The following is a 16,620-nucleotide window of genomic DNA, read 5'->3' as shown; positions in this document are numbered from 1 at the left end:
GACGTCGACCGGTCGGAGATCCATGAGCCTGCTGTTCAGCCCCCTCACCCTGCGCGAGGTCACCCTCCGCAACCGCCTCTGGGTCGCGCCGATGTGCCAGTACAGCGCCTCCTCGTCCGGCCCCGACATCGGTCAGCCCAACGACTGGCACCTCGTCCACCTGGCGCAGTTCGCGTCGGGCGGCGCCGGCCTCGTCATCGCCGAGGCGACCGCTGTTGTGCCCGAGGGACGCATCTCGCCGCAGTGCCCCGGCCTGTGGAACGACGAGCAGCGCGATGCATGGCGCCGCGTGGTCGACGCGATCCACCACCGCGGATCCCTCGCGGGCATCCAGCTCGCGCACGCCGGACGCAAGGCGTCGACCTGGCGGCCGTTCGCGGATCAGCACGGATCCGTCCCGCCCGAGGAGGGCGGATGGTCGACGGTCGCGCCGTCCGCCATCGCCTACGAGGGCTACGCCGCGCCGTCAGCGCTCGATGCCGAGGGCATCGCCGCGGTGGTCGAGGCGTTCCGCGCGGCCGCCCGCCGCGCGCTCGACGCCGGCTTCGACGTGCTCGAGCTGCACGGTGCGCACGGCTACCTCATCCACCAGTTCCTCTCGCCGCTCAGCAACGAGCGCGACGACCAGTGGGGCGGATCCCTCGAGAACCGCGCGCGGCTGATCCTGGAAGTCGTGCGCGCCGTGCGGACGGAGATCGGCGAAGCGGTGCCCCTGCTCGTGCGCTTCTCGGCCTCCGACGCCGCGCCCGGCGGCCTCACGCCGGAGGACGTCGCCCAGGTCTCGCGCTGGGCGATCGACGCCGGCGCCGACTTCATCGACGTCTCGTCGGCGGGCCTCGTCGCCCATCAGCAGCTCCAAGTCGGACCGGGCTACCAGGTGCCCCTCGCCGCGCGGGTGCGCGAACTCGCAGAGGCGCCGGTGTCGGCCGTCGGGATCATCACAACCGGCGCTCAGGCGGAGCAGATCCTGCAGGACGGGCACGCCGACGTGATCCTCGCGGCGCGCGAATGGCTGCGCGACCCGCATTTCGGTCTGCGCGCCGCGGCCGAGCTCGGCGAGGATCCGGCCGATCTGTGGCCCCCGCAGTACCTGCGAGCGCACCGGGTTCGCAAGGCCTGACGGCGGGCTCGCAAGGCCTGACGGCGGGCTCGCCGGCGACCGGAATCCGGCCGCCGGCGCACCCGCCGCCCGAGGGTCACCACCGGTGTCGACGCGTGGCGTCGTCCACCTCTCCGATCAGCTCCTCGAGGATGTCCTCGAGGAACAGCACGGCGGTCGTCTCCCCCTGCGCGTTGCGCACGCGCGCGAGGTGGCGGCCGTTGCGGCGCATCATGGCCAGGGCGTCCTCGAGGTCTGTCGTCTCCTGCACGGGAACCATGTGGTGGATCCGCTTGTACGGGATCGGACGGGACGCCTTCTCGGGCAGGTCCTCGTCGCCCGCCGCCCGCAGGATGTCCTTGAGGTGCACGTACCCGACGGGGTGGCCCTCGGGATCCACGATCACGTAGCGCGAGTAGCCGTGCTGGGCGACCGCGCGCTCGATCTCATCCGGTGTGGTCGTCTCGGGCAGCGCGACGATCTCGCTGAGCGGCACGGCGACGTCCTTGGCCTTCTTGTCGGTGAACTCCACCGCGGCGGCGACCGTTCCCGAGGCGTCGTCCAGCACGCCCTCCCGGCGCGATTGCGCGACGATCGTGGCGACCTCATCGAGCGTGAACGTCGATGCCGCCTCGTTCTTCGGCTCCACGCGGAACAGGAGGAGCACCGCGTTGGCGACCCAGTTCAGCACCCAGATCACCGGGTGGAAGATCTTCGAGACCCACACGAGCGGCGTCGCGAGCAGCAGGACCGCGCGATCCGGCACCGAGAACGCGAGGTTCTTGGCGACCATCTCGCCGAACACCACGTGAAGGTACGACACCACCACCAGCGCGATCACGAAGGAGACGGTGCTCACCGCGCCCTCCGGCAGTCCCGTCAGGTGCAGCGGACCCTCCAGGAGGTGGTGGATCGCCGGCTCCGAGACGTTCAGGATCAGCAGCGAGCAGATCGTGATGCCGAGCTGCGACGTCGCGAGCATCAGAGTCGCGCGCTCCATGGCGTAGAGCGCGGTCTTCGCCGCACGCGAGCCCCGCTCGGCGAGCGGCTCGATCTGCGAGCGACGCGCCGAGATGACCGCGAACTCCGCACCGACGAAGAACGCGTTGAACAGCAGCAGCACAACGAGCCATGCGATTCCCGCCCAGTCGCTCATCGGTCGCCCCCGTTCGCCTCGCGGTTGTCGATGATCGGATCCGGATCAGGCAGCGGATCGGGGGTGAACCGCACGCGATCGACGCGACGGCCATCCATGCGGTCGACGCTCAGCACACCGTGTTCGATGCGCACGCTGTCGCCGACGACCGGGATGCGCTCGAGCACGCTCATCAGATATCCGCCGATCGTGTCGTACGCGTCGTCCTCCGGCACCTCGACGTCGGCGCGGTCGCGCAGCTCGTCGGGGCGCAGCTGGCCGGGGAAGGTGAGCGAATCGCGGTGGCGCACAACGCCGGCGAGACGGCGATCGTGCTCGTCGGCGACCTCGCCCACGATCTCCTCGACGAGGTCTTCAAGCGTGACGACACCCGCGGTGCCGCCGTACTCGTCGACGACGACGGCCATCTGGTATCCCCGCGTGCGCAGCTCGGACACCAGCTGGTCGAGGTGCACGGTCTCGGGCACCCGGAGCGGCTCGGTGGCGAGAGCCGCGGCGGGCACATCCGGGCGACGGTCACGGGGTACCGCGACGGCGGCCTTCAGGTGCACGATGCCGGTGATGTCATCCATCGACTCGTCGTAGACGGGGAAGCGGCTGTGCCCGGTCTGACGTGCGAGGGCGATGACGTCGTCGACCGAGTCGCCCGCCGCGACGCCGTGCATGCGCGGACGCGGGGTCATCACGTCGGCCGCGGTCAGGCGAGCGAAGGTGAGGCTGCGGTCGAGCAGGGTCGCCGTGTCCTCCTCCAGCACGCCCGCGGTCGCCGAGCGGCGCACGAGCGACGAGAGCTCCTCGGCGGTGCGCGCGCCCGAGAGCTCCTCCTTCGGCTCGATGCCGAACGAGCGCAGCACGGCGTTCGCGCTGCCGTTGAGCAGCGCCACCGCCGGCCGGAACACGGTGGTGAAGGCGATCTGGAACGGGGCGACGAACTTCGCCGTGGCCAGCGGAAGGGCCAGCGCCATGTTCTTCGGCACGAGCTCGCCGAGGATCATCGACAGGATCGTCGCGATCGCCACCGCGACGACGGTCGCGATCGGCCCGACCGCGCTCTCGGCCAGGCCCCAGGAGAGCAGCACGGGCGCGAGCAGCTTCGAGAACGCGGGCTCGAGCGTGTAACCGGTCAGCAGCGTCGTCAGCGTGATGCCGAGCTGCGCGCTCGACAGGTGCGTCGACGTCTGCCGCAACGCGGCGATCGTCATGCCGAGGCGCGTCTCGCCGCGATCGCGGCGCGCCTCGAGGTCGGCACGGTCCAGGTTCACGAGAGCGAACTCGCTCGCGACGAACAGACCGGTACCGACGGTCAGGATGAGCCCCACACCGAGCAGGATCAGCTCCATGGCGATCCCTCCGCGGTCAGCGCGGACATCGGGCTGTGGGGCGAGCGACTGTCACCAGGAGGGTCGTCCATAGATCACAGAGTCTAGGGCCGCCTGGTTATGGATGAGCCGAACGATCCTGACCATCCGCGTCCCACCACCGGAGCACGCGCGAGGCGCGGGTCGCGCGCCGGGAGGCGAGCGCATCGCACTCGCTGGTCGCGGACGCACGAAGGCCGGCCCGAATCTTCGGGCCGGCCTTCTTCCTCGGGTCTTCCTCGGATCAGACGGGCGCGTCACCCGTCGGGGCGGATGCCTGTGCGGGCGCGACCTTCGCGGCGCGGGCGGCGCGAGTCGGCTCGGCCGCCGGGCGCAGCCCCTCGGCGATGCCCTCGCCCACAGCGCGGCCCGCGATGATCGCCGACAGGTCGACGCCCGTAGCGGCCTTCACGGCGTCGAACGTCGCGCGCATGCCCACGGCCTGCTCGCTCGCGAGATGCGCGGAGGCCGCCCCGTCACCGCCGCCCAGAACCGTGATGGATCCCACGCGCTGGTAGCCCTTGGCGAACTCGGTCATCATCGGCACCACGGCCTCGATGGCACGCTGCGCCATCAGCGCCTCCTCGTGCTCGGCGATGGCCGCGGCCTCGGCCTTGATGGCCGACGCCTTCGCCTCACCGGCGAGACGGATGGCCTCGGCCTCCGCGTCGGCACGGAACTTCGTACCCTGCGCCTCCTGCTGTGCGGCGAACGCGGCGGCCTCGGCGGCGGCGCGCTGGGCCAGTGCGTCGGCCTCGGCGGCCAGGCGCACCGTCTCCGCGTCGGCTGCGGCCCGGGTCTTCAGCTCGAGGGCCTTCTGCTCGGCGATCTTGGCCTGCGCCTCGGCCTCCTTGATGCGCGAGTACGCCTCGGCATCGGCCTGCTTCTGCTGCTCGTAGGCCTCGGCGTCGGCCTTCTGCTGGCGCTCGTAGGTCGCAGCCTCCGCGACGCGACGCACCTCGGCGTCGAGCTTGGCCGACTGGTTCATCGCGGCCTGCTCGAGCACACCCTGCTCGAGCCGCTCGCGGGCGAGCTTCTCGGCGGCCTCGGCCTCGGCGTTCGCACGGCCGATCTCGGCCTTCGCGTTCGCGGTGTTCTTCTGGTACGCCGTGTACTCGACGAGGTTCTGCTCGTCGGTCGCGATCTTGTTGCGCTGCACCTCGCGCTGAGCCGAGATGCTGGCCACCTGCGCATCGCGCTTGACGCGCTCGATCTCGCTCGCTCCGAGCGCCTCGATGTAGCCGTTCTTGTCGGTGATGCCCTGGATCTGGAAGGAGTCCAGGATGAGGCCCTGCGCTTCGAGGTCGCCCTTGATGTTCTCGGCGATCTGGTCGGAGAGCTGCTGGCGGTCGCGCATCAGCTGCTCGACCGTGAGCATCGCGACGACACCGCGCAGCGAGCCCTCGAGCTGCTCGCGGGTGAACTGCTCGATGGCGTTGTCCTGCGACGCGAAGCGCTCGGCGGCACGACGCACCTGCTCGGGCTCCGAGCCGATCTTGAACAGCGCGACGCCGGTGACGTCGACGGTGACGCCGTTGGACGACTGCGCGGTCGGCTCCACGTTGATCTGACGCGCGCGCAGCGAGATGAGCTCGGCGCGCTGGGTGATCGGGTTGACGACGGTGCCGCCGCCGGTGACCACCGTGATGCGCGACGACGTGCCGTCCTCGCCGCGCTGGTTCTTGCCGACGATCACAAGGGCCTCGTCGGCCTTCGCGATCCGGTACCAGGCGCGGAACAGCAGCAGCACGATCAGGCTCAGCACGATGACGGCGACGACGCCGCCGCCGACCATAACGAACGTGGAGATGGGATCCACCGGATCCTCCGTTTCCGACTCTCGCGGGCGGCCCCCTGCGCGCCCGCATGCCCGCTCAACCTATCGACACGCGCGGACACTCCGCACGCGTCCCTCGGCCTCACCCGTGCACGGGCTCTTTCCGGGACCCTCACGGCCGGTCGCCAGAGTGAACTGGGCTAGGCTTTTGAGGCGTACGCGCATCGCCGACGGAGACCCCGAGAGCGGTGTGGATTTCATTGACGAAAGAAGGCGGATCGGCCGTGTCGAGCCAGGAATCGGGCACCGGAGCGAACGAATCAGAGTTCGGGGCCAATCAATGGCTCGTCGAAGAGCTCTACGAGCAGTTCCTCGTCGACCGGAACTCGGTGGACAAGGAATGGTGGCCGACGCTCGAGGCGTTCCACGCGAACAAGTCGGCACAGGCGCCCGCGGCTCCCGCCGCAGCTGCGCCCGCCGCCGCCCCCGCCGCTGACGCGCACCCGGTGACCGCGCCCGTCCCCACGGTCGGCCAGCAGCCCGTCGCGCGCACCACCGCCAAGCCTGCGCAGACCGCGCCCATCCCGGCAGAGGCCCCCAAGTCCAAGCCCGGCAACGGCGGCGAGCCGGCCGAGCAGCGCGACGAGGATGTCGTCACGGTGCTCCGCGGGATGCCGAAGACCCTCGCCAAGAACATGGACGAGTCGATCTCGGTTCCCACGGCCACCAGCGTCCGCACCATCCCGGCCAAGCTGATGATCGACAACCGCATCGTCATCAACAACCACATGGCCCGCACCCGCGGCGGCAAGGTCTCCTTCACGCACCTCATCGGCTGGGCGCTGATCCAGGCCCTCAAGGAGTTCCCGAGCCAGAACGTGTACTACGCCGAGATCGACGGCAAGCCGTCGGTCGTGGCGCCCGCGCACGTCAACCTCGGCATCGCGATCGACCTGCCCAAGCCCGACGGCACGCGCGCGCTGATGGTGCCGAGCATCAAGGCCGCCGACACCCTCACCTTCTCCGAGTACCTCGTCGCCTACGAGGATCTCGTCAAGCGCGCCCGCGGCAACAAGCTGACCGCGTCCGACTTCGCCGGCACCACGGTCTCGCTCACCAACCCGGGCGGCATCGGCACCGTGCACTCGGTCCCGCGCCTGATGAAGGGCCAGGGCTGCATCATCGGCGCCGGCGCCCTCGACTACCCGGCCGAGTTCCAGGGCGCCAGCGAGCGCACGCTGAACGAGCTCGCGATCGGCAAGACCATCACGCTCACCAGCACCTACGACCACCGCGTCATCCAGGGTGCGGGTTCGGGCGAGTTCCTCAAGAAGGTGCACGAGCTGCTGATCGGCCAGCGCGGCTTCTACGAGGGCATCTTCGCGGCGCTTCGCATCCCGTACGCGCCCATCGAGTGGAACGTCGACGTGCGCGACGACCTCGCCGAGAACGTCGACAAGGCGGCGCGCGTCCTCGAGCTCATCAACAGCTACCGCGTGCGCGGCCACCTGGCGGCCGACATCGACCCGCTCGAGTACGTGCAGCGTCTGCACCACGACCTCGCGATCGAGTCGCACGGCCTGTCGTTCTGGGATCTCGAGCGCGAGTTCGTGACGGGCGGCTTCGGCGGCAAGCGCACGATGAAGCTCCGCGACATCCTGGGCGTGCTGCGCGACTCGTACTGCCGCACGACCGGCATCGAGTACATGCACATCCAGGACCACGAGCAGCGCGAGTGGTTCCAGGACAAGCTCGAGAAGAAGTACCAGAAGCCCGACCACGACGACCAGCTCCGCATCCTGCGCAAGCTGAACGAGGCCGAGGCGTTCGAGACCTTCCTGCAGACGAAGTACGTCGGCCAGAAGCGCTTCTCGCTGGAGGGCGGCGAGTCGCTCATCCCGCTGCTCGATCGCATCCTCGAGGGCGCCGCCGAGGCGGGCCTCGAGGGCGCCGCGATCGGCATGGCGCACCGCGGCCGCCTCAACGTGCTCACCAACATCGCCGGCAAGACCTACGGCCAGGTGTTCCAGGAGTTCGAGGGCCTGCTCCCCGGCAACCGCCGCGGCTCGGGCGACGTGAAGTACCACCTCGGCACCGAAGGCACCTTCGTCACCGACAAGGGCGCGAAGCTCGACGTGCTGCTGGCCGCCAACCCCTCGCACCTCGAGACCGTCGACGGCGTGCTCGAGGGCATCGTCCGCGCCAAGCAGGACCGCAAGGCGATCGGCTCGTTCACGTGGCTGCCGATCCTCGTCCACGGCGACGCGGCCTTCGCCGGCCAGGGCGTCGTCGTCGAGACGCTGCAGATGTCGCAGCTGCGCGGCTACCGCACGGGCGGCACGGTGCACGTCATCGTCAACAACCAGGTCGGCTTCACGACCCTCCCGCAGGACAGCCGCAGCTCGGTCTACGCGAGCGATGTCGCGAAGACGATCCAGGCCCCGATCCTGCACGTGAACGGCGACGACCCCGAGGCCGTGGCCCGCGTGGCGGAGATCGCGTTCGAATACCGCGAGCGCTTCCACCGCGACATCGTCATCGACCTCGTCTGCTACCGCCGCCGCGGCCACAACGAGGGCGATGACCCCTCGATGACCCAGCCGCTGATGACCGACCTCATCGAGGCGAAGCGCTCCACGCGTCGCCTGTACACCGAGGCCCTCGTCGGCCGCGGTGACATCACCGAGGAGGAGTACGAGCAGGCCAAGCGCGACTTCCAGGATCGCCTCGAGATCGCCTTCGCCGAGACGCACGCCGCCGAGACCGGATCCATCCCGGTCGTCGACGCGAACGGTCCGGTCCAGGTCGAGCAGCCGGCCGGCGAGCCCGAGACCACCGGCGTGCCCGCCGAGGTCATCGCGCAGATCGGCGACGCGCACACCAACAAGCCCGAGGGCTTCACGGTGCACAGCAAGCTGCAGCAGGTGCTCGACAAGCGCGTGCAGATGAGCCGCTCGGGCCAGATCGACTGGGCCTTCGGCGAGCTCCTCGCCTTCGGCTCGCTCCTGCTCGAGGGCACCTCGGTGCGTCTTGCGGGTCAGGATGCCCGCCGCGGCACCTTCGCCCAGCGTCACGCGGCGTTCCACGACCGTGTGAACGGCCAGGAGTGGCTGCCGCTCGTCAACCTGTCCGAGAACCAGGGCCGCTTCTGGATCTACGACTCGCTGCTGTCGGAGTACGCCGCGCTCGGCTACGAGTACGGCTACTCGGTCGAGAACGAGAACGCGCTGGTGCTCTGGGAGGCCCAGTTCGGCGACTTCGTCAACGGCGCCCAGTCGATCGTCGACGAGTACGTCTCGGCGGCCGACCAGAAGTGGGGTCAGCAGTCGAGCGTCGTGATGCTGCTCCCCCACGGCTACGAGGGACAGGGCCCCGACCACTCGTCCGCCCGCATCGAGCGCTTCCTGCAGCTGTGCGCGCAGGACAACATGACCGTGGCGCGCCCGTCGACCCCGGCGTCGTACTTCCACCTGCTGCGTCGTCAGGCCTACGCCCGCCCGCGCAAGCCGCTCATCGTGTTCACCCCGAAGGCCATGCTGCGTCTTCGCGGCGCGACCAGCGACGTCGCCGACTTCACCTCGGGACGCTTCGAACCGGTGATCGACGACAACCGCGGCGGCGACGCCTCGAAGGTCACCAAGGTGCTGCTGCACGCGGGCAAGATCCACTGGGATCTGCGCGGCGAGCTCGACAAGAACCCGAACGAGTCGATCGCCCTCGTGCGCCTCGAGCAGTACTACCCGGCGCCGGTCGAGGAGCTGAACGCGGTGCTCGACTCGTACCCGAACGCCGAGCTGGTGTGGGTGCAGGACGAGCCCGAGAACCAGGGCGCCTGGCCGTTCATCGCCCTCGAGCTGCAGAAGCATCTCAAGGGCCGTACCGTGAAGGTCGTCTCGCGCGCCGCGTCGGCCTCGCCGGCCACCGGATCGTCGAAGATCCACGCGACCGAGCACGCCGACCTCATGAAGCGCGCGCTGTCCTGATCCCGGTCTGACAGCGAAGCGGCCGGTCCCCGACGGGGCCGGCCGCTTCGCTATGTCACGGGCGCACGGGCCGCGCCGGATCCGATCGTCGCTCGCGCAGCCAGACCGCGGCGAGCGCGCCGAACACGGCGCCCGCGAGGTGGCTCTGCCAGGAGACGCCCGGCTGGCCCGGCATCACGCCCCACAGAATCGCCCCGTACAGCACGGCCACCACCACGCCGATGAGGATCTGCATGATCCTGCGGTTGAAGAGCCCCCGCAGGATCACATAGGTGAGCCATCCGAAGACGAGCCCGCTCGCGCCGAGGTGGTTCGTGCCGACGCCGCCGACCACCCACACGGTGATGCCCGTGCCGAGCCAGATGATGGCGGTGGCGCCGAGCCCCTTGCCGTAGTCCACGGCGAGAGCGAGGAAGCCGAGCACCAGCGCCGGCAGCGTGTTTGCGGCGAGGTGCGCCCATCCGGCGTGCAGCAGCGGCGCCCAGAGGATGCCCCACGCGCCGTCGAGCCGCCATGGCAGGATGCCCGAGCCGTCGAGGTCGCCGCCCATCACCGTGTCGACGCCCTCGATGAGCCAGAGCGCGATGACGTACACGCCGATCGTGACGGCCGCCGGAAGGATGGCCCAGCGGGCGCGAGGGGCAGCGGGCGCGGGAGGCAGGGTCATGACCGGATTCTGCCGCACTCCCCTATGACGTCGCCTCAGCGGAGCGGCCGCACCACCACGGGCACGGGATCGATGCGCACCGACACCCGCTCGTCGAACGCGAGGCGCTCGGAGGCCGAGTGCTGGAGCCAGAGCTGGGCCCCCGTCGCGGTGCGCACCAGCGTGCGGCGCAGCGATCCGAGGAACGTCGACTCCTGCACGACCGCCTCGATCGGACCGCCCAGACGCACGTTCTCCGGGCGGATGAAGGCCTCGCCCTCGCCCTGGGGCGCCTCGCCGACGACGGGCAGCTCGATGCCGAGCACCGTGGCGATCGACCCCGCCACGGACGCCGGCACCACGGACGACAGGCCGACGAACGCGGCCACCGCCGGGGTGGCGGGCTCCAGGTACAGCTGCTCGGGCGATCCGATCTGCTCGATCCGGCCTGCGTTCATCACGGCGATCCGGTCGGACACTGCGAGGGCCTCCTCCTGGTCATGCGTGACGAACACGGTGGTGGTTCCGAGTCGCAGCTGGATGCGCCGGATCTCGTCGCGCAGCTGCACGCGCACCTTCGCATCGAGGGCGGAGAGCGGCTCGTCCAGCAGCAGCACCCGGGGCTCGGTCACGAGGGCGCGGGCCAGCGCGACGCGCTGCTGCTGCCCGCCCGAGAGCTGGTGCGGGAAACGGTCGGCGAGGTGCCCGAGTCCCACGAGATCGAGGGCGTCGCCCGCCCGCTTGGTCGCCGCCGCTCGCCCGACGCCGCGGCGCCGCAGACCGAACGCGGTGTTGTCGACGACCCGCAGGTGCGGGAAGAGGGAGTACGCCTGGAAGACCATGCCGATGTCCCGCTTGTTCGTCGGGATGCCGGAGACATCCTGCCCGCCGAGCAGGACGGATCCGCCGCTTGCCTGCTCGAGTCCCGCGAGCACACGCAACGCGGTCGTCTTGCCGCATCCCGAGGGGCCGAGCAGCGAGACGAACTCGCCCGGCTGGATGTCCAGGTCGATCCCGTGCAGCACACGGGTTGCGCCGAAGTCCTTGACGACGTGGCGGAACTCCACGCGGGTGCCGGTTCCGGCCTCCGCGAGAAGCGCGTTGTCGCGCGTGCGGGGAAGGCCGCGCGGGGCGTCATCGAGCGTGGTCATGTGAGGGCCTTTCGGGTGCGGGTCTTCCGGGGCGCGCGATCGGGTCGGGAGACGGATCCGATCACCAGCAGCAGCACGAACACAAACGCCAGCGAGAGCAGGGTGAAGATCGCGGGGGCGAACGCGTCCTGCTTCTGCACGATGACCATGCCGGTCTGCAGCACCTGCTTGTTCAGCAGCGAGGCGATGGTGAATTCGCCGAGCACCACGGCGACCGAGATGAGCGACGCCGCCATCAGGCCCTGGCGCAGGTTGGGCACGAGCACGCGGATCACCACGTCGAACCACCCGGATCCGAGCGAGCGAGCCGCCTCGGTGAGCGTGCGGAGGTCGATGGCGTCGAGCGATGCCTGGATCGCGCGGTATGCGAAGGGCAGCACGGTGATGCCGTACGCGAACGCGAGGGTCCAGGGCCCCGTGCCGAGGGTGCGTCCGATCTGCAGGTAGATCGGGGCCAGGCCCACCACCAGGACGATCGCGGGAATCGAGATCGGCAGCAGGGCGACGAACTCGAACGCCCGGCGCAGGTGCGGGAAGCGCAGGTTCACCAGGATGATCGTGGGGGTCACCAGGATCAGCACGATCGCGACGGTGACGAGGGCCAGGATCAGCGAGTTGCCGAGTCCCAGCCAGATCGGCTTGAGCGTCGCGGCCTTCGCCGGGTCGAACAGGCTGAGCCAGTGCGCAGCCGTCGGCCCGCCACCCGCGGGGTCGCGCAGGGTGTAGAGGAAGGTGCCGAGCAGCGGCACGAGGAACACGCCTCCGACGACGACGCCGATCACCCCGCGCACGATGCGCCCCGGGGCCATGCTCGCGCCGCTCATCGCTGCCACCTCGCGGCGCGGCGCTGCACGGCGCTGTATCCCCACATGGCGAGCGCGACGATGATGATCATCCCGAACGCGAGCGCGCCCGCGAGGTTCTCGCGCCCCAGCACGGTCTCGCTCGTGAGCGCCGCCCGGATCTGCAGCGGGATGATCGGGGCGCCCTGGCTGGCGAGGGCTGCGGCCGTCGCATAGGAGGAGAAGGCGTTGGCGAACAGCAGGAGCAGGCTCGCGAGGAACGCGGGCGCGAGCACGGGCAGACCGATGTGCGCCCAGAAGCCGCCGCGCGTGCCGCCGAGGGTGAGGTTCGCCTCCGCCCACTGCGGCTTCAGCGCCGCGAGCGCGGGCATAAACGTGATGACCATCAGCGGCACCTGGAAGTAGATGTAGGGCGCGAACAGGCCCGCCAGCTCGTAGATCCAGGGACCGTTCGCATACAGCTCGAGGCCGAACGCGTCCCTCAGGGCGAGCGTCAGCACACCCTGCGTGCCGATCGTGGCGATGAAGGCGAAGGCCAGCATCACGCCGCCGAACTGCGCGAGCACGCTCGCCGCCGCGTCGACGGTTCGCCGCACCAGCGTGGTCTCGGCGAGCCCGAGCAGCGCCCAGCAGACCAGCGCGCCGACCACCGCGCCGATCACCGCGGTCGCGGACGACAGCCATACCGTGTCGCCGAAGACCTTCACGATCACCGGATCGACGAGGGCCGCGAGGTTGTCGAAGGTGAGGTTCCCGTCGCCGTCGAACAGGCCGGATCCGAGGGCCAGGATGGTCGGCAGCACCAGGAACAGCACGATGTACGCCGCGAACGGGACGAGCCCGAGCCAGGCGAGGACGTAGCCGCCGCGGTGCGGCCGGATCGCCGGATCCGTCGCAGCCGGGTCCGGCGCGGCCGCGGATCCCGGCGAGGGATCCGCGGCCGGAAGGGTGGCGATGGTCACTGGACCGCCGCGGCCCACTTCTCGCCGAGCAGCTCGCCGGCGGCGGTGGACTGCTCCTCGGTGGGGACGAGCGTCTCGTCCGGCGTCGCCGGCAGGGCGGCTGCGAGGTCGGCGTCGATCGTGCCCGCCTCCGTCATGGCGTCCATACGCGCCGGGCGGGCGCCGCCCTTCAGCCAGAGGTTCTGGACGTCGTCGCTGTACAGGAACTCCTGCCAGAGGCGCGCGGCCGCGGGGTGCGGGGCGTCCTTGTTGATGGCCTGGTTGTAGTAGCCGGCGTAGCCCTTGTCTCCGAAGACGACGACCTTCCAGTCGGGGTTGTCCGCCGTGTGGGTGGCGTTCAGGTAGTCCCAGTCGAAGACGACGGGGGTCTCGCCCGACGCGACGGTCGCCGTGGTGACGTCCACCTTGAGGAAGTTGCCCGCCTTCTGCAGGTCGGCGAAGAAGTCGATTCCGGGCTGGAAGTCATCCAGCGTGCCGCCGCTCTGCAGCGACGCGAGGCCGACCGCGGCGAAGGCCGCACCCGCCTGCGTCGGGTCGCCGTTGACGGCGACGGCGCTCTTGTACTCGGCGCCGAGGAGATCCTCGAGCGACTCGGGGGCGTCAAACTTCGACGAGTCGTAGCCGACCGACATGTATCCGCCGTAGTCGCCCACGAACAGGCCCGAAGGCTCCTTGAGGGCGTCGGGGATCTCGTCCCACGTCTGCACCTTGTACGGCGCGAAGACGTCGGTGTTCTGCAGGGCGACCGTGAGGCCGAGGTCGAACACATCGGGCGCCGTGTCGAGACCCTTGTTGGTCTCGGCGGCGGTGATCTCGTCGGCGCTCGATACGTCGGGAGACTGCTCGTTGATCGTGATCTCGGGGTAGGTCGACGCGAACAGATCGAGGATCTCGCCGTAGTTGGCCCAGTCGCGCGGCAGCGCGATGACGTTGAGCGCGCCTTCGGCCTTCGCGGCCTCCTCCAGCGCCTCGAACGAGCCGAAGGCGTCGAGGCTGGTCGCCGTCTGGGCGTCGACGGCTTCGGCTCCCTCGGCGGAGGCAGGGGTCTGGGCGGCGCAGCCGGTGAGCGCGATCGCGGAGGCAGCGGCGAGGCCGATGCCGGCGAGCAGGGAACGACGGATCATGTGAGTGGTCCTCCGGGAAGGGTGGATGCCCCTGACGGGGCGGGGACGCCCGGGTGAAGCGTCGTCTCGAGTGAGACGTGCCGACGCTACGCATCCCGTGTGAACGCCCCACCCGCGCGTCGATGAACGACGCACCCGTCCGGGGTTACCGGCGGGTGTCCCTCATCCCGATATCCCTCAGCCCCACTCCCGGATCAGTACACGATGCTGAGGTACGGCGCCCGCGGCGTGCGCAGGGCGAGATCCAGTGCTGCGACGGCATCGGGGTGGCCCTGCACTCGCGCGGCGGCCGCCAGCACCGAGAGCGAGAAGCCGCCGAGATAGGCGGCCGACAGCTCGACCACCCCGAGCTCGATATCGGCCTTCTCGTCGGACGCGGTCACCTCGGCCCGTCCGTCTGCGATCTCGACCCGCCACGTGCCGTCGGCGTACCCCAGCCGATCCGTCACCCGGATCACCGCGGACGCATCGGCCGCGTAGCGGCGGGCGGCGAGGACGGCCGGGACGTCGAGGATCCGCAGCCAGCCGTGATCCTTGATCTTCGGCACGACCGCGCGAGAGTCGTCGACAAGCCACGGCAGCGCCTCGTCCACGCGACGCATGGGGGCGACCACCTCGGAGACCAGGTCGTGCTCGAGCGCGAAGCGCCACAGCGCGGCGAGCGCGGTCTCGTCATCGGCGATCAGGTAGCGGATCGTCAGGATGCCCGCCCCGTCGATCTCGGGATCGCCATCGATCCGATAGGCCATCACCCCGCGAGCGACGCCGTCGGCATCGACATAGCGCACGGCCCGCACGGCGTCGTTCTTCTCTTCGGCGAGCGACAGGCGCCCGCGCCAGCGGCGCGGCCAGCCGGGGATCTCACCGACGCGGTCGCCCAGCGTTCGCTCGTGCAGCTCGCCCATCAGCACGGCCGCATCCTCGCGATCGAGGTACTGCACGCGACCCGGCGCATCGGGACCTGTCCACCGCACGCGGCGGGTGTCGACTCTCCACGTCGCGATCTGCGTGGCGGGGGCGAAGCCGTAGCGGCCGTAGATCGTGGCCTCGCTCGCGGTGAGGCCGGCCGCAGGGGCGCCGGCCGCATGCGCATCGCGGAGTTCGGCCTCGAGCAGCGCTCGGGCGACGCCGCGACGGCGATGCGTGCCGGCGACGGTGATGGTGCTCACGCACCACGACGGCATCGTGCCGCCGGGAACGGTCATGGGGGCGACCCACGAGCTCGCGGTCGCGATCGGGCGATCGGCCTGCGGGGCAGAGGTGTCGTAGACGCCGGTGACGCGCCGCCAGGCCATCGGCTCCCGCCACTCGGCGACGTCGGCCGCGGAGAGCGCCCCGCCAGCGAAGCCGCGGTGCACCGCGTGCGACCACTCTTCCATCACGGCGGCGCGATCGTTCTCGATCAGCCGGTACTCGAGTCCGCGCTCGGCCAGGGCGGCACGGGTGGTCTCGTCGAGGGGAAGGGTGCGGGCGTCGGGGAGCTCTGCCATGCGACCGACCCTACCGACGACGTCCGACAGCGCGGCAGGCCCTTGCGCCGGCACCCGCCGATCGGGCAGGGGCCGCGGTCAGTGGGTCGACTGCGCGGAGCGGATGCGCTCCAGCACGAGGTTCTTGAGCTCCTCGGGCGCGGTCTCCTTGCAGGCGCGCGCGACCACGTCGGTCAGCGTGCGCGAGACCAGCGCCTCGTCGCGGCACGACTCGCACGAGTCGAGGTGCGCCTTGATGTCGGAGTGCTCCGTCTGGCAGATCTCGTTGCGGAGGTATTCCTCGAGATCCTCGCGAGCCTTGTCGCAGCCGCAGTCCTTGCCCATCAGTTCTTTCCGTCCCTGGTGGCGCCGCCGATGCCTCGCTCGGCGGCGTAGTCCTTGAGCAGATCGCGCAGCAGTCGGCGGCCTCGGTGGAGGCGGCTCATGACCGTGCCGATCGGCGTCTTCATGATGTCGGCGATCTCCTGATAGGCGAATCCCTCGACGTCGGCGAGGTAGACGGCCATCCGGAAATCGTCCGGGATCGACTGCAGCGCATCCTTGACGACCGACGCGGGCATGTGGTCGATCGCCTCGGCCTCGGCCGAGCGGCTGCTCGTCGCGGTGGTCGACTCGGCACCGCCGAGCTGCCAGTCCTCGAGGTCGTCGATCGTGCCCTGATACGGCTCGCGCTGCTTCTTGCGATACGTGTTGATGTAGGTGTTGGTGAGGATGCGGTACAGCCACGCCTTGAGGTTCGTGCCCTGCGTGAACGACGCCCACGAGGCGAAGGCCTTGACGAACGTCTCCTGGACGAGGTCGGCGGCATCGCTGGGGTTGCGCGTCATGCGCATGGCGGCGCCATAGAGCTGGTCCATAAAGGGCAGCGCCTGCGCCTCGAACTGGTCCCGCGCGTCGGCGACCGGCTGAGCGCGCCCAGCACCATCCGCCCCAACGGCGATCGCGCCGGTGTCCGGCTCTCCGTCGGTGAACAGATCGTCGGTGTCCGCCAGATCCAGCTCGTCATCCATCACGCGCCAGTCTAGAACGGACGCCTGTGCGCCCACCCCGGTGCCCGGCGGCCGTACAGGG

The 16,620-nt window shown here is 70.2% G+C and carries 13 protein-coding genes; 2 read left to right on the top strand and 11 right to left on the bottom strand.

Features of this window, described 5'->3' with window-relative positions:
- Positions 1-22 precede the first annotated feature (22 nt).
- A complete protein-coding gene (locus tag J5V96_RS15180; protein WP_208504931.1) occupies positions 23-1,120 on the top strand; it encodes an NADH:flavin oxidoreductase/NADH oxidase in 1,098 nt (365 codons plus the stop codon).
- A gap of 76 nt (positions 1,121-1,196) precedes the next feature.
- Here J5V96_RS15180 and J5V96_RS15175 read toward each other — a convergent pair whose 3' ends face one another.
- From J5V96_RS15175 to J5V96_RS15165, 3 genes are all read right to left on the bottom strand, one after another.
- Positions 1,197-2,255: a hemolysin family protein gene (locus tag J5V96_RS15175; RefSeq protein ID WP_208504928.1), complete on the bottom strand. Its 1,059-nt coding sequence runs from the start codon at positions 2,253-2,255 to the stop codon at positions 1,197-1,199.
- Positions 2,252-3,595, bottom strand: coding sequence for a hemolysin family protein (locus J5V96_RS15170; protein ID WP_208504926.1), 1,344 nt, complete (start codon positions 3,593-3,595; stop codon positions 2,252-2,254). Before J5V96_RS15170 ends, J5V96_RS15175 begins: the two co-directional genes overlap by 4 nt.
- A 262-nt stretch (positions 3,596-3,857) precedes the next feature.
- On the bottom strand, positions 3,858-5,432 hold the full coding sequence (locus J5V96_RS15165) for a flotillin family protein (RefSeq protein ID WP_307793690.1): 1,575 nt from the start codon (positions 5,430-5,432) through the stop codon (positions 3,858-3,860).
- 242 nt (positions 5,433-5,674) lie between these two features.
- Here J5V96_RS15165 and J5V96_RS15160 point away from each other — a divergent pair, with 242 nt between their 5' ends.
- Complete coding sequence (locus tag J5V96_RS15160) at positions 5,675-9,373, top strand: multifunctional oxoglutarate decarboxylase/oxoglutarate dehydrogenase thiamine pyrophosphate-binding subunit/dihydrolipoyllysine-residue succinyltransferase subunit (RefSeq protein ID WP_208504923.1); 3,699 nt, start codon at positions 5,675-5,677, stop codon at positions 9,371-9,373.
- Between the two features lie 55 nt (positions 9,374-9,428).
- Here J5V96_RS15160 and J5V96_RS15155 read toward each other — a convergent pair whose 3' ends face one another.
- From J5V96_RS15155 to J5V96_RS15120, 8 genes are all read right to left on the bottom strand, one after another.
- The gene (locus J5V96_RS15155; RefSeq protein ID WP_208504920.1) at positions 9,429-10,040 is read right to left on the bottom strand and encodes a rhomboid family intramembrane serine protease; all 612 of its coding nucleotides are present in this window, start codon (positions 10,038-10,040) and stop codon (positions 9,429-9,431) included.
- 35 nt (positions 10,041-10,075) lie between these two features.
- Positions 10,076-11,170, bottom strand: a complete 1,095-nt coding sequence (locus J5V96_RS15150; RefSeq protein WP_208504911.1) for an ABC transporter ATP-binding protein — start codon at positions 11,168-11,170, stop codon at positions 10,076-10,078.
- Positions 11,167-11,994: an ABC transporter permease gene (locus tag J5V96_RS15145; protein WP_208504909.1), complete on the bottom strand. Its 828-nt coding sequence runs from the start codon at positions 11,992-11,994 to the stop codon at positions 11,167-11,169. The genes J5V96_RS15150 and J5V96_RS15145 overlap by 4 nt, the downstream gene beginning before the upstream one ends.
- Complete coding sequence (locus J5V96_RS15140) at positions 11,991-12,935, bottom strand: ABC transporter permease (protein ID WP_372439951.1); 945 nt, start codon at positions 12,933-12,935, stop codon at positions 11,991-11,993. Before J5V96_RS15140 ends, J5V96_RS15145 begins: the two co-directional genes overlap by 4 nt.
- Entirely contained in the window at positions 12,932-14,059 is a 1,128-nt protein-coding gene (locus J5V96_RS15135; protein ID WP_208504907.1) for an ABC transporter substrate-binding protein, read from the bottom strand. The genes J5V96_RS15140 and J5V96_RS15135 overlap by 4 nt, the downstream gene beginning before the upstream one ends.
- Before the next feature lie 194 nt (positions 14,060-14,253).
- Positions 14,254-15,549 carry a GNAT family N-acetyltransferase gene (locus tag J5V96_RS15130; RefSeq protein WP_208504905.1) on the bottom strand — a complete coding sequence of 432 codons (1,296 nt, stop codon included), beginning with the start codon at positions 15,547-15,549 and terminating at the stop codon, positions 14,254-14,256.
- A 78-nt stretch (positions 15,550-15,627) separates the two neighbouring features.
- Positions 15,628-15,873 carry a zf-HC2 domain-containing protein gene (locus tag J5V96_RS15125; protein ID WP_208504903.1) on the bottom strand — a complete coding sequence of 82 codons (246 nt, stop codon included), beginning with the start codon at positions 15,871-15,873 and terminating at the stop codon, positions 15,628-15,630.
- Positions 15,873-16,559, bottom strand: coding sequence for a sigma-70 family RNA polymerase sigma factor (locus J5V96_RS15120; protein ID WP_236014924.1), 687 nt, complete (start codon positions 16,557-16,559; stop codon positions 15,873-15,875). The genes J5V96_RS15125 and J5V96_RS15120 overlap by 1 nt, the downstream gene beginning before the upstream one ends.
- Positions 16,560-16,620: the final 61 nt, after the last annotated feature.

Origin of the sequence: Microbacterium stercoris, from assembly GCF_017592545.1 — a bacterium.
GTDB lineage: Bacteria > Actinomycetota > Actinomycetes > Actinomycetales > Microbacteriaceae > Microbacterium > Microbacterium stercoris.
Note: the sequence above shows the minus strand (reverse complement) of the source record. Positions and strands in the feature narration are given on the sequence as shown.